Genomic DNA, 22,026 nt, shown 5'->3' with positions numbered 1-22,026 from the left:
CCGACAGCCTAACAGACCAGCACGTCGGGGAAGCTGTCAGGTTCGTCACCCGGCAGGGGTTGCGCGCCGATGTAGGCGGTGATCAGCTCACGCGCGTCAACGGCCCGGTCGTTGTCCACCTCCAGGCCCAGCAGGCCGAAGATGGGCAGTTCGCCAGTGCCGCCGAGCAAATGCCGGCCCACCAGGTGGGCCTCGATACCTTCACTGGCGAGCATCTGTTGCAGCAACTCGCCTTCCATCAGGCTTTCCGGTTCGTAGATTCGCTGCATGGGCGTACCTGTCATTCGTTTTCGCTACGGGTTTCGAGCATCCACTCGCCACCATGCACCTGTAGATTGAAACTGATTGGCCGGCAACACACCTGACAGTCTTCTATATACGTCTGATCGCCGCCGGACAAATCCACCGTTGTCTCGACCTCTTCACCACAATAAGGACAATCGTACGTCGCAGTTTCCAGCATCGCAGCCTCCAAGGTGACTTGTGCGTATAATCGCCGGTCTATTTACAGGGTTATATTTCGGCTGAGCCCATTACTCAGGCCGCACCCTGGTATTTCCTTTACTTACCCTAGCCGTTTCTAACAAGAGAGCATGATGGGCGAATTCGATACCATCCGACCTTACAACGACAGCGAAGTCCCGGCAGTGCTGGCACGCCTGTTCAGTGACAAGGCCTTTCTGGACATCCTGACCCACTTCCGCTTCCCGCGCTTTGCCGGCGCCCTGGGCTGGCTGCTCAAGCCGATGATCGCCCGCAAACTGCGCCGTGAATTCGCCGGCGTCACCACCGTTGCTACGCTGCAGGACAAAGTCGAGTACTACGTCGACCACACTATTGACCGGGCGACCGACGGTGTGACCTACACCGGCGTCGAGCAGCTCAAGTCCGGCACCGCCTACCTGTTCCTCGCCAACCACCGCGATATCGTGATGGACCCGGCCTTCGTCAACTACGCCGTGTACCACGCCGGCCTGCCGACGCCGCGCATCGCCATCGGCGACAACCTGCTGCAAAAGCCGTTTGTCAGCGACCTGATGCGCCTGAACAAGAGCTTTATCGTGCACCGCTCGATCACCGGGCGAAAGGAAAAGATGGCGGCATTCAACCTGCTGTCAGCCTACATCAACCATTCGATCCGCAACGACTGCCAATCGATCTGGATTGCCCAGGCCGAAGGGCGCGCCAAGGATGGGGATGACCGCACCGAGTCGGCGATCCTCAAGATGTTCCACGTCAGCCGCAAGGATGAGCCGTTTGCCGAGGTCATCCAGTCGTTGAACCTGACGCCGGTGTCGATCAGCTATGAATACGACCCGTGCGATACCGCCAAGGCTCGCGAGCTGTACATCCGCGCCACCACCGGCACCTACAGCAAGGCGCCGGGCGAGGATGACGTGAGCATCGCCCTTGGCATCACGGGCTACAAGGGGCGGGTGCACATCAACTTCGCACCGCCGATCACCGAGCGTTTCGAAGACACCAAGCTGCTGGCCGTGGAAATGGACCGGCAGATTCTCGGCGGTTACCGGCTGTTCCCGGTGCATTACCTGGCGTATGCCCAATGGAGCGACGCCGACCCGCAATTGCAGGTGCCGACGGCGGCCGAGGTATTCCCGGCCGACGAACTGGCCAAGGCGAAAGCAGAATGGGAGCGGCGCTTGAACGAGTGCCCCGCCGAGCACCGACCGTTCCTGGTGGTGCAATACGCTACGCCGGTGCGTAATCAGTATCGGGTCAAGGCCGGCATACCTTTGTAATACAGACCAAAAATGTGGGGGTAGGCTAGCTCGCGAAGGCGGTTAGTCAGTCAATCATGTGTTGACTGACACTCCGCCTCCGCGAGCAAACCCACCCCCACATGTGTTCTGCGCCGTAATTACAAATGGGTACTGAGCCAGGAAATAGCCAGCGCCATCCCCAGGCAGGCAAACCCAACACGGTAAGCCACCCGATGCGCGCGCTCGGTGCGCACATCCAGAAACAGCATCGGCTGGTCGATGGTGCGGTCTTCGCTTTTCGCGGTCAGGTCGGCCATCGCGCGTTGTTCGCGCAGGCGGGTGATGAACAACAGTGCCGCTCCCGGGCACGCTACCGCTAACGCTACAACATTGATCAGCAGTGCGGACAGCGCCATGGCGAACCTCAGTGGAACAGTGTCTTGGTATCAGCTCAGTTACCAACCTGAACGATAGTGGCGTCCGGCGCCTGAAATGCTCCCTCCCCCATTGACGTCTAATGTATCCAGTAATTTACGGCGTCACCTGAACGTCACCTTAACAGTCCACTCTGTTGCCCTTTGACGCCTCAGGAGCTTGTCATGTTGCACGCGCAAAACCAGGATCGGCTGTATCTGGTCGCCCAAAGCGATGAGCAGGAAGCGCTGATCGGCGGCCTGGCTTTCAACGTCCAGGATCGCCACTGGCTGGTGTATTGCGCCCTTGGCGGGCACCAGCATGCGGACCTTCCGGAGACCGATCTGTTAACGGGGGTGAGCCTGCTGGACTTCTGCATCGACACCGCCGCGTGAAACAGGAGGCGAAAAAAAACCGGACTCAACTGAGCCCGGTTTTTTAACAATCGTTTATTGCGCGCTGAGCAACGAACCGATGCTTGGGTCTTTGAACAGTCGGGTCAAGGCGTCACTCAGGACGTCGCTGACCAACTTGGTATTGGTTTCCTGGTTCGGCGACATGCCGAAACGCTGGTTCAGGGAGGCGCCGTAGCGACCGCTGTAGCGACGGGTACCGGCGGTGACGTCAGACTTGAACGTCGCACCGATGGAAGCTTCGGTCACGTACAGCCCGTCCTTAGGCGATTGATACTTCAATTCAGCCAGGGTGATCGTCAATTGCGGAGCACCCGGTGCATTGGCGCTCGGGGTGAAACCCAGCAAGCGCACGGCGGCTTCAGCCTGGGCCTGCAGCTTGGGCAGTACGTCTTGAGCGTTCACCGAGATCAGAGCGGTTTCCGGGTACAGGCCGCCGCGTGAGCCGAGCGTAGGCGATGGACGACCATCCACCACCCGCACCGACACCGCCTGGCCGTGGCCCACCGGGGCCAGCTGCGTGGTGAGTTTCGGTTCCGGGGTCAGTTGTTGCGGGCTGTTGGCGCAGCCCACCAGGGTCAAACTGGTCACAGTGATCAAACCGAACAACAGGCGTTGCAACATGCGCTTCTCTCCAGAAATCAGGATCCGACAGGCCGGCAGTATAGCGGGGCGCCACTGCGGGGAACTAGCATCAGTTACAACCTGTGACCCCACGTGTGGAGCGCGGTTCGCTGTCACCGAGATGTCACACCCGTTACATGGGCTCGTCATCCAGCGCAGGCATGCTTGGCCTCAATCTCAGGAGGTCAATCGTCATGCAGTTTCTTTGGTCATTGTTTACGCGCAAGCCGGCCCTTCGTCAGTTCGCCCTGCTCGATGCACAAGGTCGTTGCCAGGCCTTCAAAGAGTGCTGCGAGCCGCCCGTAGGCGACGGCTGGGTGGAAATCGATGAGATTCGCCTGAGCTGGATGCATCACCCACTGCCCGCTCGCGCCCGCGTCAGCCCACGCCCAGCGCGGTCGTCACGGCATCAGCCGTTGGCTGCCTGACCGAACGCCTAATAAAAGTCATAAAACACGCCCATTTCCCCAGCGTTCTTCGCTACAATCTCCCCCCGATTATAAGGACGTCTCCTGATCGGGCCTCGCAGCATCGTTAATGCCTCGGTGTTAACCCCAAGAATCGCCCACAGAGAGCCGCCCACACAGATCGAGTGAAGCTGGCGCGCTTGCTGTTTTCTTTGCAAACCACCCGTCTTTACCGAATCTGCCAGAGCTGCCATTGCGCTCGGCCACTTGAGTTGTTTGCCCGTTTTGCCGCATGTCGGCAAGGTTTTCCGGGCCAGGTGCCAGGCTGGGGCAGCCCTTTTTTGAGGTTCACGTCTTCAAAAGAGCGTGAAAAAACGGGTTTTCACAACTTCACAAGAGTGTGGCGAGCAAATGAATAGTTTGGCGTTTGTACAAGCACCATCAGCGTCTGGAACAGCCCAACCACACAGGACCGAGTACGCCTTAAAAATCGGAGCTTGAGCCTGTCCGCTACGGATTGATTGCACGAATCACACGCTTTGACCATAAGTCGAATTGCCACAGGCGCCCATGAATGCGTTCATAGGCAGATTAGCCCGGTAGGAAGCGTGTGCTGAAGTTGCAAAGAATTGCGAAACGGACATGGCGATCCTGGCCATGGGTAACCTGGGGCAACACGTGAACCGCCCCGTCACTCCTGGCAGCCATGCCGTCAATTTGGTGCTGCAGATTTTGGAGACGCGTTAAATGGCGCATAACGAAACAGTCGACGTAGTACTGGTAGGGGCCGGCATCATGAGTGCCACCCTGGCCGTACTGCTCAAAGAGCTCGACCCCGGCCTCAAGCTGGAAGTCGTTGAGCTGATGGATTCGGGTGCCGCGGAGAGTTCCAACCCGTGGAACAACGCCGGTACCGGCCACGCCGGGCTGTGTGAGCTGAACTACACACCGCAGGCTGGCGATGGCTCCATCGACATCAAGAAAGCCGTGCACATCAATACCCAGTTCGAGGTGTCGAAGCAGTTCTGGGCGTACTTGACCAAAAAGGGCACCTTTGGCTCGTCCAAGTCTTTTATCAGTCCGGTGCCGCACCTGAGCTTCGTACAGGGCGAAAAAGGCGTGTCCTTCCTCAAGAAGCGCTTTGAAACCCTCAGCCAGCACCACGCGTTTTCGGACATGCACTACACCGAAGACCGTAGCGAGATGGCCGAGTGGATGCCGCTGATGATGCCAGGCCGCCCGCTCGACGAAAAAATCGCGGCGACCCGTGTCATGAACGGCACCGACGTCAACTTCGGCGCGCTGACCAACCAACTGCTCAGCCACCTGACCAGCTCGGCAGACGCCCAGGTCAAGTACAGCAAGCGCGTGACCGGTCTCAAGCGCAACGGCGCGGGCTGGACCGTAAGCATCAAGGACGTCAACAGCGGCAACAGCCGTGAAGTGGACGCCAAGTTCGTGTTCCTCGGCGCCGGTGGCGCGGCGCTGCCGCTGCTGCAAGCCTCGGGTATCGAAGAAAGCAAAGGCTTTGGCGGTTTCCCGGTCAGCGGCCAGTGGCTGCGTTGCGACAACCCGGAAGTGGTCAAGCACCACCAGGCCAAGGTCTACAGCCAGGCCGCCGTGGGTTCGCCGCCAATGTCCGTGCCGCACTTGGACACTCGCGTAGTGGAAGGCAAAAAGTCCCTGCTGTTTGGGCCCTATGCCGGCTTCACCACCAAGTTCCTCAAGCACGGTTCGTTCCTTGACCTGCCACTGTCGGTTCGCGCCGGCAACATTGGCCCGATGCTCGCCGTGGCCCGCGACAACATGGACCTGACCAAGTACCTGGTCAGCGAAGTGATGCAGTCGATGGAACAGCGCCTGGAATCCCTGCGCCGCTTCTACCCGCAAGCCAAAGCCGAAGACTGGCGCCTGGAAGTGGCCGGCCAACGGGTGCAGATCATCAAGAAAGACCCGAAAAAAGGCGGCGTGCTGCAATTCGGCACCGAACTGGTCGCGGCCAAAGACGGCTCGCTCGCGGCACTGCTGGGCGCGTCCCCGGGTGCTTCGGTGACCGTTTCGATCATGCTCGACCTGATCGAGCGCTGCTTCCCGGCCAAGGCTGCCGGAGAGTGGGCGGCCAAGCTGCACGAGATCTTCCCGGCGCGGGAAAAGGTCCTGGAAACAGATGCCGAGCTGTATCGCAAGATCAATGAGCAGAACAACATCAGCCTGGAACTGGTTGAGCCTGCTGCCGAGACCGAGAGCTACGCTTGAGGCTTTAAGGCAATAAAAAACGCCCCGCTCTCGGTATGAGAACGGGGCGTTTTTTATTGCCTGGAGAATCAACCGCGAGCGTTGTTGATCAACTCGATGTACTCGTCTGCGTGACGCTGGTCCTTGATCAGGTCGACGAAGGTCAGGCCATGCTCATCCTTGCCGTCCAGGTCCAGACCGGCTTCCTTGAAGAAACCCAGGAAGCGCTCAAAGTCGTCGATACGCAGGCCACGGTAGGCCTTGATGAGTTTATGCAGGGACGGGGAAGTCGCGTCAACCGGCTCGAAGTCGAGGAACAACTTGATCTGATCGTCGCCAATCTCGTCACCAATCACCTGTCTCTTATCTTTACGCATTACCGACTCCAGCCTGCAGACATTTACACGGGGCTTGAAGTCTACCTGTGAGACGCAGGCTTCGGAAGCAGCGCAGACTCCATGTGCGAGCGGGCTTGCTCGCTCCCACATTTGGACATCAGTGTTCTCGCTATCGAGCGCGAACGGCGCCGGTATGCAAATCCGCCCAGATATGCCCATTGGCATAACTCAGGAACTGCACGTAGACCGTGTCATTGCGCAGCAGGTCGACGATCACTCGGTACTGGGCCACCGGGTAGGACAACGTCAGGGTCTTGCTCTTGTCGTCGTAGACCGGCTTTTTCAGGCTTTTGCTTTCGGCATCGAAGTTGAGCACCACCTGGCTAATAGTCGCACCCTTGTTCAGGGACTTGCCCTTGAGGCGGATCATCAGCGGCGAGGTCACCGGGATCGGTTGCTGGCTGGATTGGCGCTGATTGCCCACCACGACCGCGTACTCGGTGACTTGCAGCAATTGCTGCTGGTCAGGGGCTTCGGCGCGCAGGGTCAGGTCGTCGGAGGGCAGGAATTGGCTGTGCAACGGCGCAGGCGCGGCGGCCAGCGGCAAACTGAGGGTCAACGCCAGGGCGGCGCAAGTACGTATCAACAGGTTCATGGGCCGCTCCGTGCGAGATAGCCCAGCACTGTAGCTCAATCGAACTGGGCAAGCATCCAACGTTGATACGCAGCCACGCCAGCCTCGCCTTCACGCGGCGCCCAATTGGCCAGCTCACCCTCGCCTACCGGGCGATAAGGTCCGGCTTTGCACTCGAACATCACCGTGTCGGGCTCCAGCACCACCAAACCGTGAAACACACCGGGTGGCAGATCGACACCCGCGCATTCGCCCCCCGCCTGCATGACGCGCTTGGCCAGCACCTCGCCGGTTTCGCTGAACACCAGCAGACCCAGGCGGCCCTGAAGCACGAGCAAGGTTTCCGCCTTGTCCGCACTCAGGTGCCGATGCGGCGGCACATAAGTGCTGGGCTGCAGGCCCACGGCCAGACGATGGCACGGCTCTTCCATCTGGTGGAGGTTGTGATGGTGCCGGCCACGGGGGCTGGCGCCCGCTTTCTCAGCCAATTCGGCAAACAGCGTTTGATCAAGAAAGCGGGTCATGGCTTACATCCCTTTGACGGCGTAGATCCCATTGGCGTTGCGCCAGTAGCCTTTGTAGTCCATGCCATAACCGAAGATGTAGCGGTCGATGCACGGCAGGCCAACGAAATCGGCTTTCAGCTCTGGGCGGGCCTTACGATCGTGGTCTTTGTCGATCAGCACGGCAGTGTGTACTTTTCGCGCGCCAGCGTGCTTGCAGAAGTCAATGATCGCGCCGAGGGTGTGACCTTCGTCGAGGATGTCGTCGATGATCAGCACGTCGCGGTCGATGAACGAGACTTCCGGCTTGGCTTTCCAGAACAGGTCGCCGCCGGTGGTTTCGTTGCGATAGCGGGTGGCGTGCAGATAGGACGCTTCAAGCGGGAATTGCAGGTGGGTGAGCAATTTGCCAGCGAAGATCAGACCACCGTTCATCACGCAGAAAACCACCGGGTTGGTGTCAGCCATTTCGCGGGTGATGTGCGCGCCGACCTTGGCGATCGCCTCTTCGACTTGCGCTTCAGTGTACAGGCAGTCAGCCTCGCGCATGATTTGACGGATATGCTCGAGATCAGCGGACATGGCGCTCTCCAAGGGGTGCTGTGGCAAGAAAAGCGGGCGAAGGTACGCTTCTCGTGCGCTCCGGGCAAGCCTTAATGGACTAACGTGCTAGATGTCTATAGGACAACACCCTCGGATAGATTAATCTAGGCCGGTTTTTTTGCCCGCCGCCGGAGCCATTCCCATGCCCACTCGCGAGATCCGCCATCCGCTGATCCGACACAAGCTCGGCCTTATGCGCCGCGCCGACATTAGCACGAAGAACTTCCGTGAGCTTGCTCAGGAAGTCGGAGCGTTGCTGACTTACGAAGCCACTAAAGATTTACCCCTGGAAACCTACGACATCGAAGGTTGGGCCGGTACCGTGCAGGTCGAGAAAATCGCCGGCAAGAAAATCACCGTCGTGCCGATCCTGCGCGCCGGTATCGGCATGCTCGAAGGCGTACTCAGCCTGATCCCGGGCGCCAAGGTCAGCGCCGTGGGGGTGGCCCGCAATGAAGAAACCTTGCAGGCCCATACCTACCTGGAAAAACTGGTGCCGGAAATCAACGAGCGCCTGGCGATGATCATCGACCCGATGCTCGCCACCGGCAGCTCCATGGTCGCCACCATCGACTTGCTGAAAAAAGCCGGTTGCAAGGACATCCGCGCCATGGTGCTGGTGGCCGCGCCCGAAGGCATCGCCGCCGTTGAGAAGGCCCACCCGGACGTGGAGATCTACACCGCGTCCATCGATGAGCGCCTGAATGAACACGGCTACATCATCCCAGGCCTGGGCGATGCCGGTGACAAGATCTTCGGTACCAAGCAGAAGGACGGTTGAGCATGCAGGATGAATTCAACGACCCGCTTTGGCGCCAGATCCTGTCTGGCGCACAAATGCTCTTCGTGGCATTTGGCGCGCTGGTGTTGATGCCGCTGATCACAGGTCTTGATCCAAACGTTGCACTGTTCACCGCAGGCCTGGGCACGTTGTTGTTCCAGGTGGTGACAGGGCGGCAGGTGCCGGTCTTTCTGGCGTCGAGCTTTGCCTTCATTACTCCGATCATTCTCGCCAAAAGCCAGTTCGGCCTCGCGGCGACCATGGGCGGGGTAATGGCGGCCGGTTTCGTCTATACCTTCCTCGGGCTCGCGGTGAAGATCAAGGGCACCGGTTTCATCGACCGGCTGCTGCCGCCGGTGGTGATCGGGCCGGTGATTATCTCCATCGGCCTGGCCATGGCGCCGATTGCTGCCAACATGGCGATGGGGAAATCCGGCGACGGTGCCGAGCTGATTCATTACCAGACGGCAATGATGATCTCGATGCCGGCGCTGCTGACCACGTTGATCGTGGCGGTGTTCGGCAAGGGCATCTTCCGCTTGGTGCCGATCATCTCCGGCGTGTTGGTCGGTTTTGCCATGGCGTTCTATTTTGGTGTGGTCGACACAGCAAAGATCGCCGCCGCCCCCTGGTTCGCCCTGCCCCACTTCACCGCGCCTGAGTTCAACTGGCAGGCGATCCTGTTTATCATCCCGGTGGCCCTGGCCCCGGCGATCGAGCATATCGGCGGTGTGATTGCAGTCGGCAGCGTGACCGGTCGTGACTACCTGAAAAAGCCGGGCCTGCACCGTACCCTGCTGGGTGACGGCATTGCCACCACGGCCGCGGGCCTGTTTGGCGGCCCGCCGAACACCACGTACGCCGAAGTGACAGGCGCGGTGATGCTGACCAAGAACTACAACCCGAAGATCATGACCTGGGCGGCGGTGTTTGCCATCAGCCTGGCGTTTATCGGTAAGTTCGGCGCACTGCTGCAGAGCATTCCGGTGCCAGTGATGGGCGGGATTCTGTGCCTGCTGTTCGGTTCGATTGCCGCAGTGGGGATGAACACGCTGATCCGCCACAAGATCGACCTGGGCGAAGCGCGCAACCTGGTGATTGTGTCGGTGACGTTGGTGTTCGGGATTGGCGGTGTGCTGGTCGGCACGGGCACCGGCCCGGATGATTTCGGCCTGAAGGGTATCGCCCTGTGTGCGGTGGTAGCGATTGGTTTGAACCTGCTGCTGCCGGGCAATGATGGCTGGAAGAACAAGAAGCCGGATGAGCCGTTGCTCTAGCTAACACCGCAAAACCAAATGTGGGAGCAAGCCCGCTCCCACATTTTTTTGACCCTCAGTGTGGCTTACAGCTCACCAAGCCCATCAATCAGCGCCTGATTCTGCTCCGGCGTACCGATGCTGATGCGCAGAAACTGGGCAATCCGCGCCTGCTTGAAGTGCCGCACGATCACACCCTGCTCACGCAACTTGGCCGCTAGGCCAGCGGCGTCATGTTGAGGGTGGCGAGCAAAGATAAAGTTGGCCGCCGACGGCAACACTTCAAAACCTTTTGCCTCCAACTGCGCAACCACCTTGTCGCGGCTATCGATGACCAACTGGCACGTCTTCTCGAAGTACTCACGGTCCTCGAACGCTGCCGCCGCGCCGACAATCGCCAGGCGATCCAGCGGATAAGAGTTGAAGCTGTTCTTGACCCGCTCCAGCGCCTCGATCAGGTCCGGGTGGCCCACGGCCAGGCCCACGCGCAAACCGGCCAGTGAGCGCGATTTGGACAGCGTCTGGGTAACCAGCAGGTTCGGGTAGCGATCCACCAGGCTGATCGCGGTTTCGCCGCCGAAGTCGATATAGGCTTCATCCACTACGACCACCGAGTCCGGGTTAGCCTTGAGGATCTGCTCCACCGCGTCCAGCGCCAGCACGCAGCCAGTCGGCGCGTTCGGGTTGGGGAAGATGATCCCGCCGTTGGGCCTGGCGTAATCCGCCACGCGAATCTGGAACTGTTCGTCCAGCGGCATCGGGTCGGACTTGATGCCGTAGAGGCCGCAGTAAACCGGGTAGAAGCTGTAGCTGATATCCGGAAACAACAGCGGTAGTTCGTGCTGGAACAGGCCGTTGAAAATGTGTGCGAGGACTTCATCGGAACCGTTGCCGAGGAAGACCTTACTGGCGTCGATCGCGTAATACTTGGCCACGGCCTGCTTGAGCAGGTCGCTGTTGGGGTCCGGGTACAGGCGTAGGTTGTCGTTCAGCTCGGCCTGCATCGCGGCCAACGCCTTGGGCGACGGGCCGTAGGGGTTTTCATTGGTGTTGAGCTTGACCAGCTTGGTCAGCTTCGGTTGTTCGCCAGGCACGTAGGGCACGAGGTCCTTGACGAAGGGACTCCAGAATTTGCTCATGTCTCAGTTCCCCTCTTCAAGGATGCGGTATTCAGCACTGCGGGCGTGGGCACTCAGGGATTCACCACGAGCCAGCACCGAGGCGGTCTTACCCAGCTCGGACGCACCCTGCGGTGAGCAGAAGATGATCGACGAACGCTTCTGGAAATCGTACACGCCCAGTGGCGATGAGAAACGCGCGGTGCCGGAGGTCGGCAGCACGTGGTTCGGGCCTGCGCAATAGTCACCCAGCGCTTCGCTGGTGTGGCGACCCATGAAGATCGCGCCGGCGTGGCGAATCGATGGCAACCAGGCTTGTGGGTCGGCCACGGACAACTCCAAGTGCTCCGGCGCGATACGGTTGGCCACTTCGATGGCTTGCTCCATGTCGCGCACCAGGATCAGCGCGCCACGGCCATTGATCGATTTCTCGATGATCTCGGCACGCTCCATGGTCGGCAGCAGCTTATTGATACTCGCGGCAACGTTGTCGAGGAACTCGGCGTCCGGGCTGACCAGGATCGCTTGAGCGTCTTCGTCGTGCTCGGCCTGGGAGAACAGGTCCATGGCGATCCAGTCCGGATCGGTCTGGCCGTCGCATACCACGAGGATTTCCGATGGGCCGGCGATCATGTCGATACCGACCTGGCCAAACACGTGACGCTTGGCGGTGGCGACGTAGATGTTGCCGGGACCAACCACCTTATCAACCTTCGGCACGCTTTCGGTGCCATAGGCCAGGGCGGCAACGGCTTGCGCGCCACCGATGGTGAAAACGCGGTCGACGCCGGCAATGCAGGCGGCGGCCAATACCAGCTCGTTGATTTCACCGCGCGGTGTTGGCACGACCATGACCACTTCGGTCACGCCCGCCACTTTGGCCGGGATCGCGTTCATCAATACTGACGATGGGTACGACGCCTTACCGCCCGGCACGTAAAGGCCGGCGCGGTCCAGTGGCGTGACCTTCTGGCCCAGTACAGTGCCGTCTGCCTCGGTGTAGCTCCAGGAGTCTTGCTTCTGCTTTTCGTGATAGCTGCGCACCCGCGTTGCCGCCACTTCCAGGGCTTCTCGCTGTGGCGCGGTGATACGCGTCAGCGCCAACTCCAGGCGTTCGCGGGGCAGGATCAGGTCGGACATGGACTTGACGTCCAGCCCGTCAAACTGGCGGGTGAAGTCCACCAACGCCGCATCGCCGCGCTCGCGAACAGCCTTGATGATGTCGAGCACCCGCACGTTGACCGAGTCGTCGGACACGCTTTCCCAGCTCAGCAGATGATCCAGATGATGGGCGAAATCCGGATCGGCAGCGTTGAGTCGGGCAATTGCAGTGGACGTGGTCATAGCGAGGGCCTCATTGGATTGGCAAAAACTCACGCGCCCGAAGGTGCGCTGACGTTCACTAACGAAGCGCGTTGGTACTGTGGTTGTGCCAGGCAAGGCGCGGGACGCTGGTAAGGGTTGTTTCCTTACCAAGTCCCGCAACGCAGCATGGCGCAACCACAGTGCCAACCCGCAGGGCCTTACCTAAAAGGCAGACTGCTACGCGTCGCTAATTATTGAAAAAGAATCTTCTACTAACATAAGTTGCCTTTTGGGGTAAGGCGCGATTCGTTATTGAACGTCAGCGCACCTTCCCAGCAGTCGATCCGCTTGGGCACCTGAGAATTCTGGCTATGAGGCGGATAGACGGGCGCAGCCTTTCAGCTACGCGGGTGAGTCAACCGCGGTGTCGCGACTCCACTGCTTTGCGCAGGGTATCAATCAACGCCTGGATACGGGCGTGCTGCATCTTCATCGACGCTTTGTTGACGACCAGGCGGGAGCTGATATCGGCAATGAATTCCTGGGGCTCAAGGCCGTTGGCACGCAGGGTGTTGCCGGTGTCGACCACGTCGATGATTTTGTCGGCCAGGCCGATCAGCGGCGCCAGCTCCATCGAGCCGTAGAGCTTGATGATGTCGACCTGACGGCCTTGTTCGGCGTAGTAGCGCTTGGCAACGTTGACGAACTTAGTGGCCACGCGCAGGCGGCCCTTTGGCTCGACGTCACCGACGCGCCCGGCGGTCATCAGCTTGCATAGGGCGATACGCAGGTCCAACGGCTCGTACAGGCCCTGGCCACCGTATTCCATCAGCACGTCTTTACCGGCGACACCCAGGTCGGCCGCGCCATGTTCAACATAGGTCGGCACATCGGTAGCCCGCACGATCAACAGGCGAACATCGTCCTGGGTCGTGGGAATGATCAGCTTGCGGCTCTTATCCGGATTTTCGGTCGGCACGATGCCCGCTTCAGCCAGAAGCGGCAACGTGTCGTCAAGGATACGGCCCTTGGACAGTGCGATGGTCAACATGGAAGCGTCAGTCCTTCATCTGGCTATTGCTGTCCGGGCACAAACGGCGCCAGACACAGATCGAGGCCATTACAGCCTCGATTTGAAACAAATTCAGCATACCGCCTATTCAACGGCAACCATCTTGTAGTGAGCGGGCCAAGCCCGCTCACTACAAGCCCGGAACTAGCCCGGTACGCGGCGGATTTTAGCGCCGAGCATCTGCAGTTTTTCTTCGATGCACTCGTAGCCACGATCTATGTGGTAGATGCGGTCGATCAGAGTATCGCCTTCAGCGATCAGCGCCGAGATCACCAGGCTCGCCGAAGCCCGTAGGTCAGTCGCCATGACTGGCGCGCCCTTGAGTTTCTCGGTACCGGTAACGATGGCGGTGTTGCCTTCAACCTGGATCTTCGCGCCCATGCGGTGCAGTTCATACACGTGCATGAAGCGGTTTTCGAAGATGGTCTCGATCACGGCACCGGTGCCTTCAGCAATGGCGTTCAAGGAGATGAACTGCGCTTGCATGTCGGTCGGGAACGCCGGGTACGGAGCGGTACGTACGTTGACGGCCTTAGGACGCTTGCCGTGCATGTTCAACTCGATCCAGTCTTCACCGGTGGTGATTTCTGCGCCAGCTTCGCGCAGTTTTTCCAGGACCGCTTCCAGGATGGTCGGATCGGTGTCCTTGACCTTGACGCGGCCACCGGTAACGGCAGCGGCAACCAGGTAGGTACCGGTTTCGATGCGGTCTGGCATGACCTTGTAGGTGGTCGTGTGCAGGCGCTCAACACCGTCAATGGTGATGGTATCAGTGCCGGCGCCGGAGACCTTGGCACCCATAGCGTTCAGGAAGTTCGCCAGGTCGACGACTTCAGGCTCACGGGCGGCGTTTTGCAGCACGCTACGGCCTTTGGCCAGGGCTGCGGCCATCATGATGTTCTCGGTACCGGTCACACTGACGGTATCAAAGAAGAAGCTGGCGCCACGCAGGCCGCCTTCAGGCGCCTTGGCCTTAATGTAGCCGCCTTCGACGTCGATGGTCGCGCCCATGGCTTCGAGGCCACGAATGTGCAGGTCGACCGGACGCGAACCAATGGCGCAACCACCAGGCAATGCCACTTCAGCTTCGCCGAAACGGGCAACCATCGGGCCGAGCACCAGGATCGACGCACGCATGGTTTTCACCAACTCGTACGGGGCGATCAGGGTCTTGATGGTGCGTGGGTCGATTTCGACGGACAGCTTCTCGTCGATCACCGGCTCGATGCCCATGCGACCGAACAGTTCGATCATCGTGGTGATGTCGTGCAGGTGTGGCAGGTTGGCCACGGTGACCGGGCCATCGCACAGCAGGGTCGCTGCCAGGATCGGCAAGGCGGAGTTTTTTGCACCGGAGATGCGGATCTCGCCATCAAGACGGGCACCGCCGGTAATAATCAATTTATCCATAAGAATCTCGACGCCTTGGGGGCTCAGGTGCGCTCGGCCCAGGCCGCGCGGCTGAAAAATTTCATAGTGACCGCATGGATGCTGCCATCGGTGATCCACGGGTTCAAATGGGCATAGATCTGCTGCTGACGCTTGACCGGGCTAAGTGCCGCCAGTTCATCGCTAATCACATTCAGCTGGAAGTTGCAGCCTTCGCCTTCGACTTCAACACTCGTTTCGGGCAGCTTTCCTTCAAGGAAGCTTTTAACTTCTAGGGCCTGCATGATCAACCTCTATCGGCGCCCAGTGCGCGCGGGTCGCACATCATACAAAAAAGCCCCGCGCCTGCGAACCCCGCATAGCAGGACTCTGACGGGGGGCTTCTCTAATGATGTGTATTAAGGATGCGCCAACAGCTCGGTCAGCTCGGAAACTTCGGCAATTTCACGCATGTCTTCGGGCATCGCACGGATGCTGACCGGCTTATTCACCGCCTCGGCGTCACGCATAAAGCACAGCAGCAGCGACAAACCAACGCTGCTGGACTTGGTCACACCCGAACAATCCAGCACCAGTGCAGGCGCAGCACTGGTGTTGATCAGTGCCAGGCCCTGCTTGCGCAGGTCAGGCCCGGTGCGGTAATCCAGCACGCCGCTGATGAAGAGCTCGCCGGCGTCGCCGAGACGAACAGCCGACTCGGTCATTGTGCGGGCTTCCCGGCAGCTTTATCGGTTTCTTCCTTGGCCTTGGCCACTTCACCGGCCCAACCATTGATGGTTTTGTCCAGGTCATTGCCATTGCGCTGCATGGCATCAGAGAACTGATCACGGAATAGCTTGCCGATGTTGATGCCATTGATGATCACGTTACGCAGCTTCCACTCGCCGTTGACCTTCTCCAGCGTGTACTGCACAGGGTAGACAGCGCCATTGTTGCCCTTGACGCTCATGTTCACGCTGGTGCGATCACCTGATTCATCCCCGGCTGGAGCGACGGTAATACCCTGGTTGTTGTACTCAAGCAGCGCGTTACCGTAGAACTGGAACAGGCCTTTCTTGAAGTTTTCCTGAAAGGTCTGCATCTGCGCCGGGGTAGCCTTGCGCGAGTACTTGACCGTCATGATGCTGCGGGAAATGCCTTCGGCATCCACAACAGGACCGACAATAGTATTGAGCGCGCTGTAGAACTGACTTGGATCTTGTTTGTACTTTTCTTTGTTGGCCGACAGGTCAGCCAACATCTTGTTGGTTGTGTCCTGCACCAATTCGTGCGCAGAACCTGCTGCGTTGGCCATCAACGGCAGCGCTGCAAGCAGTACCAGGAGGCCACGTCGCAAGGTAGAGATCATGTACAGATTCCTCATTTAGCGTCTTTATTGACCGTATTAAGCAGGAATTTACCGATCAGGTCTTCAAGCACCAGCGACGACTGTGTGTCGTGGATTGTCGAACCATCCTTGAGCAGAGCTGAGTCCCCGCCCACGCTGACACCGATGTATTTCTCGCCCAGCAAACCCGCAGTGAGGATAGATGCAGTGGAGTCAGTTGGCAGGTTATCTACCTTCTTATCCAGTTGCATGGTCACTCGCCCGGTGAAGCTGTCGCGGTCCAGATCGATTGCCGTGACCTTGCCGATGGTCACACCGGCCATGGTCACTTTAGCTCTGACAGTCAAACCGGCGATATTGTCGAAGTACGCGTAAAGTTTATAAGTATCGGCGGTGGGGCTGGCCGAAAGGCCGCTGACTCGCAGGGCCAACAACAATAAAGCCAGGATGCCAGCCAGCAAGAAAAGGCCGACACCGATTTCCACAGTGCGGTTTTGCATCAGAAGTCTCCAAACATCAAGGCGGTCAAAATGAAGTCAAGGCCCAGTACAGCCAGTGAGGCGTACACAACGGTCTTGGTGGTGGCGCGACTGATCCCTTCTGAAGTGGGCTCACAGTCGTAGCCTTGGAATACGGCGATCCAGGTCACTACAAAAGCGAAGACGATGCTCTTTATGATGCCGTTGAGCACGTCACCGCTGAAGGTGACGCTGTTTTGCATGTTGCCCCAGTAGGAGCCGTCATAGACGCCCAACCAGTCAACCGCGACCCACGAACCGCCCCAGATACCCACCACGCTGAAAATCATCGCCAGCAGAGGCAGTGAAATGAAGCCGGCCCAAAGGCGCGGCGCAACGATGTACTTGAGCGGGTCCACGCCGATCATTTCGAGGCTGGACAATTGCTCGGTGGACTTCATGTTGCCGATTTCGGCGGTCAACGCAGAACCCGCGCGGCCCGCAAACAGCAAGGCAGTGACCACCGGCCCCAGCTCGCGCAAGAGCGTCAGCGCGACCATCTGCCCAACGGCCTGCTCCGAACCGTAGCCGGAAAGGATATTGAACCCCTGCAACGCCAACACCATGCCGATGAAAACCCCGGAAACCACGATGATCACCAGCGACATCACGCCGACTGAATGCAGTTGCTTGATCAACAGGCCAAAACCGCCGCCAATGCCACCACGGCCGAGCAAGGCGTGGAACAGGAAGATTGTCGAACGCCCCAGCACTTCGATCATATCGATGCCGGAGCGACCGAAAAGGCGCACCTTCTCGAGTAAAGATGTCTTGCGCATCAACGCTTCCCCAGAAGATCTGAGCGGTAATCCGTTGCCGGAAAGTGAAAAGGCACAGGGCCATCAGGGTCGCCGGTCATGAATTGGCGAATACGCGGATTGTCTGCATTCATCAGTTCTTCAGGCGTGCCCTGCCCCAGCACCTGGCCATCGCCTACTACATAGAGGTAATCGGCAATGCTCGCGGTTTCTGCAAGATCGTGGGAAACCACGATACTGGTGATACCCAGCGCATCGTTGAGCAGGCGGATCAGACGCACCAGCACGCCCATTGCGATAGGGTCCTGGCCGACGAAAGGTTCGTCGTACATGAGTATCTGCGGGTCGAGGGCAATGGCGCGCGCCAGGGCGACCCGACGCTTCATGCCACCGGACAGTTCGTCGGGCATCAGGTCGGTGGCACCGCGAAGGCCTACGGCCTGCAGTTTCAGCAACACGATGTCACGAATCATTTCGTCGGACAGCTGGGTGTGCACCCGCAGAGGAAAGGCCACATTCTCGAAAACATCGAGGTCGGTGAACAATGCACCGCTCTGGAACAAAACGCCCATGTGCTTGCGTGCGTCGAACAGATCGCTGCGCGACAATGTCGGCAGGTTCTGGCCGTTGACCCACACTTCACCGGCACTGGGCCGCAATTGCATGCCCATCAGGCGCAACAGGGTGGTCTTGCCACAACCGGAAGGCCCCATGATGCCCGTGACCTTGCCGCGCGGAATGCGGATATCGATGTTATTGAAGATGCTGCGCGTCCCGCGCTTGAAGGTCAGTCCCTTCAGCTCGACCGCGTAGGCGTTATCGGCACTCATCTAAACTCCTTGGGATGCAGCCTCTCACTCAGACACCATGCTTGCGACAAACGTTTGCAATGATTGTGCAATAGTTGACCATATGGGCTGGGCGGACCGAACTGGCGGCGAACTATATCACTGCTGGTACGAGGCGCCCAAGGCCGGAACAGCGCTTGTTCAGATTAAGGACAGGGAAAAAACGTTGCTTCAGATGAATCTCAAGCGCGTCGCGAACAAACCCTGACGAACTTGCGTGAGGGAATTGATCATTACCGTTATAATCGCCGACTTTTCGTCAGGCTATACGATTCCAGACATGAGCCAATCCAGCGACCTTATCCAATCCGCACAACGCACCATCCGCCTCGAGCTTGAAGCCGTAGAAGGCTTACTGGCCCATATCGACGCAGATTTCGTACGCGCTTGCGAGATGATTCTGGCCAGCAAGGGCCGCGTCGTCGTGGTCGGCATGGGCAAGTCAGGCCACGTCGGCAACAAGATCGCCGCCACCCTGGCCAGCACCGGGACCACTGCGTTTTTCGTACACCCGGCCGAAGCCAGTCATGGCGACATGGGCATGATCACCAAGGATGACATCATCCTGGCGCTGTCCAACTCCGGCACCACCAATGAAATCGTGACTCTTTTGCCCCTGATCAAGCGCCTGGGCATCCAGATGATCAGTGTTACCGGCAACCCGGAATCAACGCTGGCCAAGGCCGCCGAAGTGAACCTAAACGTTCACGTGGCCCACGAGGCCTGCCCGCTGAACCTGGCACCAACCTCTTCCACCACCGCCGCGCTGGTCATGGGCGATGCCCTGGCCGTGGCACTGCTGGAAGCCCGCGGGTTTACCGCCGAAGACTTCGCATTTTCTCACCCAGGTGGTGCCTTGGGCCGCCGCCTGCTATTGAAAGTGGAAAACGTCATGCACTCGGGCGACGAACTGCCCCACGTCCAGCGCGGCACTTTGCTGAAGGACGCGCTGATGGAAATGACCCGCAAGGGCCTGGGTATGACCGTTATCCTCGAAGCCGACGGGCGCCTGGCCGGGGTCTTTACCGACGGCGACTTGCGCCGCACCCTGGACCGCACCATCGACATCCACACCGCCACCATCGATGCGGTGATGACACCCCACGGCAAGACCGCCCGCCCTGAAATGCTGGCAGCCGAAGCCTTGAAGATCATGGAAGACCATAAGATCGGCGCGCTGGTGGTGGTCAATAGCGACGACCGCCCGATTGGCGCCCTGAACATGCACGACTTGCTGCGTGCGGGAGTGATGTAAATGACCGACGACCTGTTGCAACGCGGCAAACACATCAAACTGGCGATTTTCGACGTTGACGGCGTGCTGACCGATGGCCGCCTGTACTTCCTTGAAGACGGCAGCGAATTCAAGACGTTCAACACCCTAGACGGCCAGGGCATCAAGATGCTGATGGCGTCGGGTGTGCAAACGGCGATTATCAGCGGCAGGAAAACCCCAGTTGTGGAACGCCGTGCACAAAACCTCGGGATTCCTCACCTGTATCAGGGCCGCGAGGATAAACTGGTGGTTCTGGACGAGCTTCTTGGCCAACTCAACCTAAGCTATGAGCAGGTGGCCTACTTGGGCGATGACCTGCCAGACCTGCCGGTGATTCGCCGAGTGGGCCTGGGCATGGCCGTTGCCAATGCGGCAGGCTTTGTTCGCGAGAACGCCCATGGCATCACCACTGCACGTGGCGGTGAAGGTGCCGCCCGCGAGTTCTGCGAGCTGATCCTGCGTGCCCAAGGCAGCCTTGAAGCGGCCCATGCCGCCTACTTATAGAGCGTTTTATGCTGAGTAAAAAGATTCGCAACTTCCTGCTATTCGCAGTCATCGCCGCACTGTTCCTGGCGGTGGGCTACTGGAATATCAGCCCGGAGCGCTTTCTCGACCAGCCTGCTGCGCAGGTTGACGAGGGGGTTATCGACTATTACGCCACCAATGCCAAAAGCGTGCAGTTCCTGCCCGACGGCAAGGTGCAGTACGAGATGACCTCGGACAAGGTCGAGCACGTGAAAGCCAGCGAAGTTACCTTGCTGACCAACCCGGACATGAACATTTACCGCGGTACCGAGTTCCCATGGCACGTCACCAGCAAGCGTGGCGAGGTCAACCCGGACGGTACCGAGGTGGAACTGATCGACTCGGTGCGCGTTGCGCGCACTGACGATAAAAAACGTGAGACCGTGATTACCACCAGTCGCATGACCGTATTCCCGCAGAAGCAATATGCGCAGACCGAGCAAGACGTTAGAATCGACGGCGCTGGCGGTGTAACGACTGGCAAGGGAATGAAAGCGTATTTGAAAGAAAGCAGGATACACCTGCTATCGAACGTAAGAGGACAGTATGAGGCTCGTTAAAACTCTCCCTATTTTGCTCGGTTTGGGCGCAGCACTGGGAAGCGTGAGCGCCTGGGCTCTGCCGAACGATAGCCAGCAACCGATCCACATTTCGGCTGACGATGCGCAGCTGGATGACAAGCAAGGCGTTGCAACCTATACCGGCGGCGTGATCATCACCCAAGGCTCGATGAAGATCACCGGCAACACGGTGACGCTGACTCGTACCCAAGCGGGCGATATCGACGTGGTCACTTCGGTGGGCAACCTGGCTTACTTCGAACAGAAGCAGTCGGCCACCGACACCGCCCCGATGAAGGGCTACGGCAAGACCATCCAGTACCATGCCCAGCAGAACCGCATTGTACTGATCGACCAGGCCAAGGTGCTCAGCCCCGATGGCAACTCCACGGAAGGTGAGAAAATCACCTATGACACCGTGAAACAGATCGCTAACGCCGGTCGTGCCAATGGCAACAAGGTCACCGCGCCTCGTCCACGCATCGACATGGTTATCCAGCCGAAGAAGAAGGCCGAGTAATGGCAACCCTCAAAGCCCAGCATCTGGCCAAGGCCTATAAAAGCCGTCAGGTCGTGCGCGACGTCAGCCTGTCGATCGACAGCGGCCAGATCGTCGGCTTGCTCGGCCCCAACGGCGCCGGCAAGACCACGTGCTTCTATATGATCGTAGGCCTGGTCCAGGCGGACCAGGGTCGCGTACTGATCGACGACCTGGACGTGAGCCACCAACCAATGCACGGCCGCGCACGCGCCGGTATCGGCTATCTTCCGCAAGAAGCGTCGATCTTCCGCAAATTGTCGGTCGCCGATAACATCATGGCCATCCTCGAGACCCGCAAGGAACTCGACCGTGACGGTCGTCGCCAGGAGCTGGAAAGCCTGCTGCAGGAATTCCACATCAACCATATCCGCGATAACCTCGGCATGAGCCTGTCCGGTGGTGAGCGCCGCCGCGTAGAAATCGCTCGCGCCCTGGCCACTGCACCGAAATTCATCCTCTTGGACGAACCGTTTGCCGGCGTCGACCCGATATCGGTCGGCGACATCAAGCAGATCATCCACCACCTCAAGGCTAAGGGCATTGGCGTGCTGATCACTGACCACAACGTCCGTGAGACGCTCGATATCTGCGAAACCGCGTATATCGTCAACGATGGCCAACTGATCGCTGAGGGCGACTCCGCCACCATCCTGGCCAATGAACTGGTCAAGGAAGTGTACCTGGGTCACGAGTTCCGCCTGTAAACACCGTGGTGCCACGGCCCATTGCCAACGTGCGCGGGAGTCAATGAAAACCTCTGGATTTTTATTGTTACCGCGCTCTAGGCAAAGCCCCCGCTATCAGGCATATAATTTGCTTATGTTTGGCGCTCACGCGCCCTGTCGTGGATGGCGCATTGC

29 protein-coding genes are annotated in these 22,026 nt (G+C 59.1%); 11 read left to right on the top strand and 18 right to left on the bottom strand.

Annotation, left to right across the window (positions count from 1 at the left end):
- Nucleotides 1-8: 8 nt before the first annotated feature.
- Together AACY08_RS05510 and AACY08_RS05505 are read right to left on the bottom strand one after the other, a co-directional pair.
- Nucleotides 9-269: a putative signal transducing protein gene (locus AACY08_RS05510; RefSeq protein WP_339468497.1), complete on the bottom strand. Its 261-nt coding sequence runs from the start codon at nucleotides 267-269 to the stop codon at nucleotides 9-11.
- A gap of 11 nt (nucleotides 270-280) precedes the next feature.
- The gene (locus tag AACY08_RS05505) at nucleotides 281-463 is read right to left on the bottom strand and encodes a CPXCG motif-containing cysteine-rich protein (RefSeq protein WP_339468496.1); all 183 of its coding nucleotides are present in this window, start codon (nucleotides 461-463) and stop codon (nucleotides 281-283) included.
- Nucleotides 464-596: 133 nt separating this feature from the next.
- Here AACY08_RS05505 and AACY08_RS05500 point away from each other — a divergent pair, with 133 nt between their 5' ends.
- Complete coding sequence (locus AACY08_RS05500; RefSeq protein ID WP_175402970.1) at nucleotides 597-1,760, top strand: 1-acyl-sn-glycerol-3-phosphate acyltransferase; 1,164 nt, start codon at nucleotides 597-599, stop codon at nucleotides 1,758-1,760.
- A gap of 119 nt (nucleotides 1,761-1,879) precedes the next feature.
- Here the strand turns inward: AACY08_RS05500 and AACY08_RS05495 are convergent, their stop codons facing one another.
- Nucleotides 1,880-2,137, bottom strand: coding sequence for a hypothetical protein (locus tag AACY08_RS05495; protein WP_339468494.1), 258 nt, complete (start codon nucleotides 2,135-2,137; stop codon nucleotides 1,880-1,882).
- A gap of 183 nt (nucleotides 2,138-2,320) precedes the next feature.
- Between AACY08_RS05495 and AACY08_RS05490 the strand changes: the two genes are divergently transcribed.
- A complete protein-coding gene (locus AACY08_RS05490; protein ID WP_049709958.1) occupies nucleotides 2,321-2,530 on the top strand; it encodes a hypothetical protein in 210 nt (69 codons plus the stop codon).
- A gap of 54 nt (nucleotides 2,531-2,584) precedes the next feature.
- On the opposite strand, the gene AACY08_RS05485 is transcribed toward AACY08_RS05490, so the two are convergent.
- Nucleotides 2,585-3,172 carry a YajG family lipoprotein gene (locus AACY08_RS05485; protein ID WP_065875075.1) on the bottom strand — a complete coding sequence of 196 codons (588 nt, stop codon included), beginning with the start codon at nucleotides 3,170-3,172 and terminating at the stop codon, nucleotides 2,585-2,587.
- A 194-nt stretch (nucleotides 3,173-3,366) separates the two neighbouring features.
- Between AACY08_RS05485 and AACY08_RS05480 the strand changes: the two genes are divergently transcribed.
- The gene (locus AACY08_RS05480; protein ID WP_339468492.1) at nucleotides 3,367-3,600 is read left to right on the top strand and encodes a hypothetical protein; all 234 of its coding nucleotides are present in this window, start codon (nucleotides 3,367-3,369) and stop codon (nucleotides 3,598-3,600) included.
- Between the two features lie 726 nt (nucleotides 3,601-4,326).
- On the top strand, nucleotides 4,327-5,835 hold the full coding sequence (mqo, locus tag AACY08_RS05475) for a malate dehydrogenase (quinone) (RefSeq protein WP_339468491.1): 1,509 nt from the start codon (nucleotides 4,327-4,329) through the stop codon (nucleotides 5,833-5,835).
- A gap of 68 nt (nucleotides 5,836-5,903) precedes the next feature.
- Here the strand turns inward: mqo and AACY08_RS05470 are convergent, their stop codons facing one another.
- From AACY08_RS05470 to AACY08_RS05455, 4 genes are all read right to left on the bottom strand, one after another.
- Nucleotides 5,904-6,191, bottom strand: coding sequence for a PA4642 family protein (locus AACY08_RS05470; RefSeq protein ID WP_339468490.1), 288 nt, complete (start codon nucleotides 6,189-6,191; stop codon nucleotides 5,904-5,906).
- A 130-nt stretch (nucleotides 6,192-6,321) separates the two neighbouring features.
- Nucleotides 6,322-6,807 (bottom strand): hypothetical protein, encoded by a 486-nt coding sequence (locus AACY08_RS05465; RefSeq protein WP_339417538.1) that lies wholly within the window; start codon nucleotides 6,805-6,807, stop codon nucleotides 6,322-6,324.
- A gap of 35 nt (nucleotides 6,808-6,842) precedes the next feature.
- On the bottom strand, nucleotides 6,843-7,310 hold the full coding sequence (locus tag AACY08_RS05460) for a WbuC family cupin fold metalloprotein (RefSeq protein WP_339468489.1): 468 nt from the start codon (nucleotides 7,308-7,310) through the stop codon (nucleotides 6,843-6,845).
- A 3-nt stretch (nucleotides 7,311-7,313) separates the two neighbouring features.
- Nucleotides 7,314-7,871, bottom strand: coding sequence for a hypoxanthine-guanine phosphoribosyltransferase (locus tag AACY08_RS05455; protein ID WP_339417533.1), 558 nt, complete (start codon nucleotides 7,869-7,871; stop codon nucleotides 7,314-7,316).
- 163 nt (nucleotides 7,872-8,034) lie between these two features.
- Between AACY08_RS05455 and upp the strand changes: the two genes are divergently transcribed.
- Both upp and AACY08_RS05445 read left to right on the top strand, forming a co-directional pair.
- Nucleotides 8,035-8,673, top strand: coding sequence for a uracil phosphoribosyltransferase (gene upp, locus AACY08_RS05450; RefSeq protein ID WP_339468488.1), 639 nt, complete (start codon nucleotides 8,035-8,037; stop codon nucleotides 8,671-8,673).
- Nucleotides 8,674-8,675: 2 nt separating this feature from the next.
- A complete protein-coding gene (locus AACY08_RS05445; RefSeq protein WP_339417532.1) occupies nucleotides 8,676-9,950 on the top strand; it encodes a uracil-xanthine permease family protein in 1,275 nt (424 codons plus the stop codon).
- 65 nt (nucleotides 9,951-10,015) lie between these two features.
- Here AACY08_RS05445 and hisC read toward each other — a convergent pair whose 3' ends face one another.
- The 10 genes from hisC to AACY08_RS05395 form a co-directional block, all read right to left on the bottom strand.
- Complete coding sequence (gene hisC / locus AACY08_RS05440) at nucleotides 10,016-11,068, bottom strand: histidinol-phosphate transaminase (protein WP_339468487.1); 1,053 nt, start codon at nucleotides 11,066-11,068, stop codon at nucleotides 10,016-10,018.
- Between the two features lie 3 nt (nucleotides 11,069-11,071).
- The gene (hisD, locus tag AACY08_RS05435; RefSeq protein ID WP_339468486.1) at nucleotides 11,072-12,391 is read right to left on the bottom strand and encodes a histidinol dehydrogenase; all 1,320 of its coding nucleotides are present in this window, start codon (nucleotides 12,389-12,391) and stop codon (nucleotides 11,072-11,074) included.
- Nucleotides 12,392-12,767: 376 nt separating this feature from the next.
- Complete coding sequence (gene hisG, locus AACY08_RS05430) at nucleotides 12,768-13,403, bottom strand: ATP phosphoribosyltransferase (protein WP_049709970.1); 636 nt, start codon at nucleotides 13,401-13,403, stop codon at nucleotides 12,768-12,770.
- A gap of 165 nt (nucleotides 13,404-13,568) precedes the next feature.
- On the bottom strand, nucleotides 13,569-14,834 hold the full coding sequence (gene murA / locus AACY08_RS05425) for a UDP-N-acetylglucosamine 1-carboxyvinyltransferase (protein WP_339417528.1): 1,266 nt from the start codon (nucleotides 14,832-14,834) through the stop codon (nucleotides 13,569-13,571).
- Nucleotides 14,835-14,857: 23 nt separating this feature from the next.
- Entirely contained in the window at nucleotides 14,858-15,097 is a 240-nt protein-coding gene (locus tag AACY08_RS05420; protein WP_049709972.1) for a BolA family protein, read from the bottom strand.
- Between the two features lie 114 nt (nucleotides 15,098-15,211).
- Nucleotides 15,212-15,517, bottom strand: coding sequence for an STAS domain-containing protein (locus tag AACY08_RS05415; RefSeq protein WP_339468484.1), 306 nt, complete (start codon nucleotides 15,515-15,517; stop codon nucleotides 15,212-15,214).
- Nucleotides 15,514-16,161, bottom strand: a complete 648-nt coding sequence (locus tag AACY08_RS05410; RefSeq protein ID WP_339468483.1) for an MlaC/ttg2D family ABC transporter substrate-binding protein — start codon at nucleotides 16,159-16,161, stop codon at nucleotides 15,514-15,516. Before AACY08_RS05410 ends, AACY08_RS05415 begins: the two co-directional genes overlap by 4 nt.
- Nucleotides 16,162-16,172: 11 nt before the next feature.
- Complete coding sequence (gene mlaD / locus AACY08_RS05405; protein WP_339468482.1) at nucleotides 16,173-16,640, bottom strand: outer membrane lipid asymmetry maintenance protein MlaD; 468 nt, start codon at nucleotides 16,638-16,640, stop codon at nucleotides 16,173-16,175.
- Nucleotides 16,640-17,437 (bottom strand): lipid asymmetry maintenance ABC transporter permease subunit MlaE, encoded by a 798-nt coding sequence (gene mlaE, locus AACY08_RS05400; RefSeq protein ID WP_339468480.1) that lies wholly within the window; start codon nucleotides 17,435-17,437, stop codon nucleotides 16,640-16,642. Before mlaE ends, mlaD begins: the two co-directional genes overlap by 1 nt.
- On the bottom strand, nucleotides 17,437-18,246 hold the full coding sequence (locus AACY08_RS05395) for an ATP-binding cassette domain-containing protein (RefSeq protein ID WP_339417520.1): 810 nt from the start codon (nucleotides 18,244-18,246) through the stop codon (nucleotides 17,437-17,439). The genes mlaE and AACY08_RS05395 overlap by 1 nt, the downstream gene beginning before the upstream one ends.
- A 298-nt stretch (nucleotides 18,247-18,544) precedes the next feature.
- Here AACY08_RS05395 and AACY08_RS05390 point away from each other — a divergent pair, with 298 nt between their 5' ends.
- Genes AACY08_RS05390 through lptB form a run of 5 tightly spaced genes read left to right on the top strand, consistent with a single transcriptional unit; the run spans nucleotide 18,545 to nucleotide 21,870 of the window.
- The gene (locus AACY08_RS05390; protein ID WP_339417518.1) at nucleotides 18,545-19,519 is read left to right on the top strand and encodes a KpsF/GutQ family sugar-phosphate isomerase; all 975 of its coding nucleotides are present in this window, start codon (nucleotides 18,545-18,547) and stop codon (nucleotides 19,517-19,519) included.
- Nucleotides 19,520-20,044 carry a KdsC family phosphatase gene (locus AACY08_RS05385; RefSeq protein WP_339417516.1) on the top strand — a complete coding sequence of 175 codons (525 nt, stop codon included), beginning with the start codon at nucleotides 19,520-19,522 and terminating at the stop codon, nucleotides 20,042-20,044.
- Nucleotides 20,045-20,052: 8 nt separating this feature from the next.
- Nucleotides 20,053-20,625, top strand: coding sequence for an LPS export ABC transporter periplasmic protein LptC (gene lptC / locus AACY08_RS05380; RefSeq protein WP_339417514.1), 573 nt, complete (start codon nucleotides 20,053-20,055; stop codon nucleotides 20,623-20,625).
- Nucleotides 20,612-21,145 (top strand): lipopolysaccharide transport periplasmic protein LptA, encoded by a 534-nt coding sequence (gene lptA / locus AACY08_RS05375; protein ID WP_339468478.1) that lies wholly within the window; start codon nucleotides 20,612-20,614, stop codon nucleotides 21,143-21,145. The genes lptC and lptA overlap by 14 nt, the downstream gene beginning before the upstream one ends.
- Entirely contained in the window at nucleotides 21,145-21,870 is a 726-nt protein-coding gene (gene lptB, locus AACY08_RS05370; RefSeq protein WP_004372092.1) for an LPS export ABC transporter ATP-binding protein, read from the top strand. The genes lptA and lptB overlap by 1 nt, the downstream gene beginning before the upstream one ends.
- The last annotated feature ends 156 nt before the right edge of the window (nucleotides 21,871-22,026 follow it).

Origin of the sequence: Pseudomonas sp. EL_65y_Pfl1_R83 (assembly GCF_963970695.1) — a bacterium.
Classification (GTDB): domain Bacteria; phylum Pseudomonadota; class Gammaproteobacteria; order Pseudomonadales; family Pseudomonadaceae; genus Aquipseudomonas; species Aquipseudomonas tritici.
Note: the sequence above shows the minus strand (reverse complement) of the source record. Positions and strands in the feature narration are given on the sequence as shown.

Bases quoted from the DNA above. Each gene is read 5' to 3' on its own strand.
- AACY08_RS05500 (WP_175402970.1), top strand. From the start codon at position 597: ATGGGCGAATTCGATACCATCCGACCTTACAACGACAGCGAAGTCCCG.
- AACY08_RS05460 (WP_339468489.1), bottom strand. From the start codon at position 7,310: ATGACCCGCTTTCTTGATCAAACGCTGTTTGCCGAATTGGCTGAGAAA.
- AACY08_RS05420 (WP_049709972.1), bottom strand. From the start codon at position 15,097: ATGCAGGCCCTAGAAGTTAAAAGCTTCCTTGAAGGAAAGCTGCCCGAA.
- AACY08_RS05410 (WP_339468483.1), bottom strand. From the start codon at position 16,161: ATGATCTCTACCTTGCGACGTGGCCTCCTGGTACTGCTTGCAGCGCTG.
- AACY08_RS05395 (WP_339417520.1), bottom strand. From the start codon at position 18,246: ATGAGTGCCGATAACGCCTACGCGGTCGAGCTGAAGGGACTGACCTTC.
- AACY08_RS05415 (WP_339468484.1), bottom strand. From the start codon at position 15,517: ATGACCGAGTCGGCTGTTCGTCTCGGCGACGCCGGCGAGCTCTTCATC.
- lptB (WP_004372092.1), top strand. From the start codon at position 21,145: ATGGCAACCCTCAAAGCCCAGCATCTGGCCAAGGCCTATAAAAGCCGT.
- lptA (WP_339468478.1), top strand. From the start codon at position 20,612: ATGAGGCTCGTTAAAACTCTCCCTATTTTGCTCGGTTTGGGCGCAGCA.
- lptC (WP_339417514.1), top strand. From the start codon at position 20,053: ATGCTGAGTAAAAAGATTCGCAACTTCCTGCTATTCGCAGTCATCGCC.
- AACY08_RS05385 (WP_339417516.1), top strand. From the start codon at position 19,520: ATGACCGACGACCTGTTGCAACGCGGCAAACACATCAAACTGGCGATT.
- mlaE (WP_339468480.1), bottom strand. From the start codon at position 17,437: ATGCGCAAGACATCTTTACTCGAGAAGGTGCGCCTTTTCGGTCGCTCC.
- AACY08_RS05445 (WP_339417532.1), top strand. From the start codon at position 8,676: ATGCAGGATGAATTCAACGACCCGCTTTGGCGCCAGATCCTGTCTGGC.
- AACY08_RS05470 (WP_339468490.1), bottom strand. From the start codon at position 6,191: ATGCGTAAAGATAAGAGACAGGTGATTGGTGACGAGATTGGCGACGAT.
- AACY08_RS05505 (WP_339468496.1), bottom strand. From the start codon at position 463: ATGCTGGAAACTGCGACGTACGATTGTCCTTATTGTGGTGAAGAGGTC.
- mqo (WP_339468491.1), top strand. From the start codon at position 4,327: ATGGCGCATAACGAAACAGTCGACGTAGTACTGGTAGGGGCCGGCATC.
- upp (WP_339468488.1), top strand. From the start codon at position 8,035: ATGCCCACTCGCGAGATCCGCCATCCGCTGATCCGACACAAGCTCGGC.
- AACY08_RS05510 (WP_339468497.1), bottom strand. From the start codon at position 269: ATGCAGCGAATCTACGAACCGGAAAGCCTGATGGAAGGCGAGTTGCTG.
- hisC (WP_339468487.1), bottom strand. From the start codon at position 11,068: ATGAGCAAATTCTGGAGTCCCTTCGTCAAGGACCTCGTGCCCTACGTG.
- AACY08_RS05465 (WP_339417538.1), bottom strand. From the start codon at position 6,807: ATGAACCTGTTGATACGTACTTGCGCCGCCCTGGCGTTGACCCTCAGT.
- AACY08_RS05390 (WP_339417518.1), top strand. From the start codon at position 18,545: ATGAGCCAATCCAGCGACCTTATCCAATCCGCACAACGCACCATCCGC.
- AACY08_RS05480 (WP_339468492.1), top strand. From the start codon at position 3,367: ATGCAGTTTCTTTGGTCATTGTTTACGCGCAAGCCGGCCCTTCGTCAG.
- AACY08_RS05490 (WP_049709958.1), top strand. From the start codon at position 2,321: ATGTTGCACGCGCAAAACCAGGATCGGCTGTATCTGGTCGCCCAAAGC.
- AACY08_RS05485 (WP_065875075.1), bottom strand. From the start codon at position 3,172: ATGTTGCAACGCCTGTTGTTCGGTTTGATCACTGTGACCAGTTTGACC.
- AACY08_RS05495 (WP_339468494.1), bottom strand. From the start codon at position 2,137: ATGGCGCTGTCCGCACTGCTGATCAATGTTGTAGCGTTAGCGGTAGCG.
- hisG (WP_049709970.1), bottom strand. From the start codon at position 13,403: ATGTTGACCATCGCACTGTCCAAGGGCCGTATCCTTGACGACACGTTG.
- murA (WP_339417528.1), bottom strand. From the start codon at position 14,834: ATGGATAAATTGATTATTACCGGCGGTGCCCGTCTTGATGGCGAGATC.
- mlaD (WP_339468482.1), bottom strand. From the start codon at position 16,640: ATGCAAAACCGCACTGTGGAAATCGGTGTCGGCCTTTTCTTGCTGGCT.
- hisD (WP_339468486.1), bottom strand. From the start codon at position 12,391: ATGACCACGTCCACTGCAATTGCCCGACTCAACGCTGCCGATCCGGAT.
- AACY08_RS05455 (WP_339417533.1), bottom strand. From the start codon at position 7,871: ATGTCCGCTGATCTCGAGCATATCCGTCAAATCATGCGCGAGGCTGAC.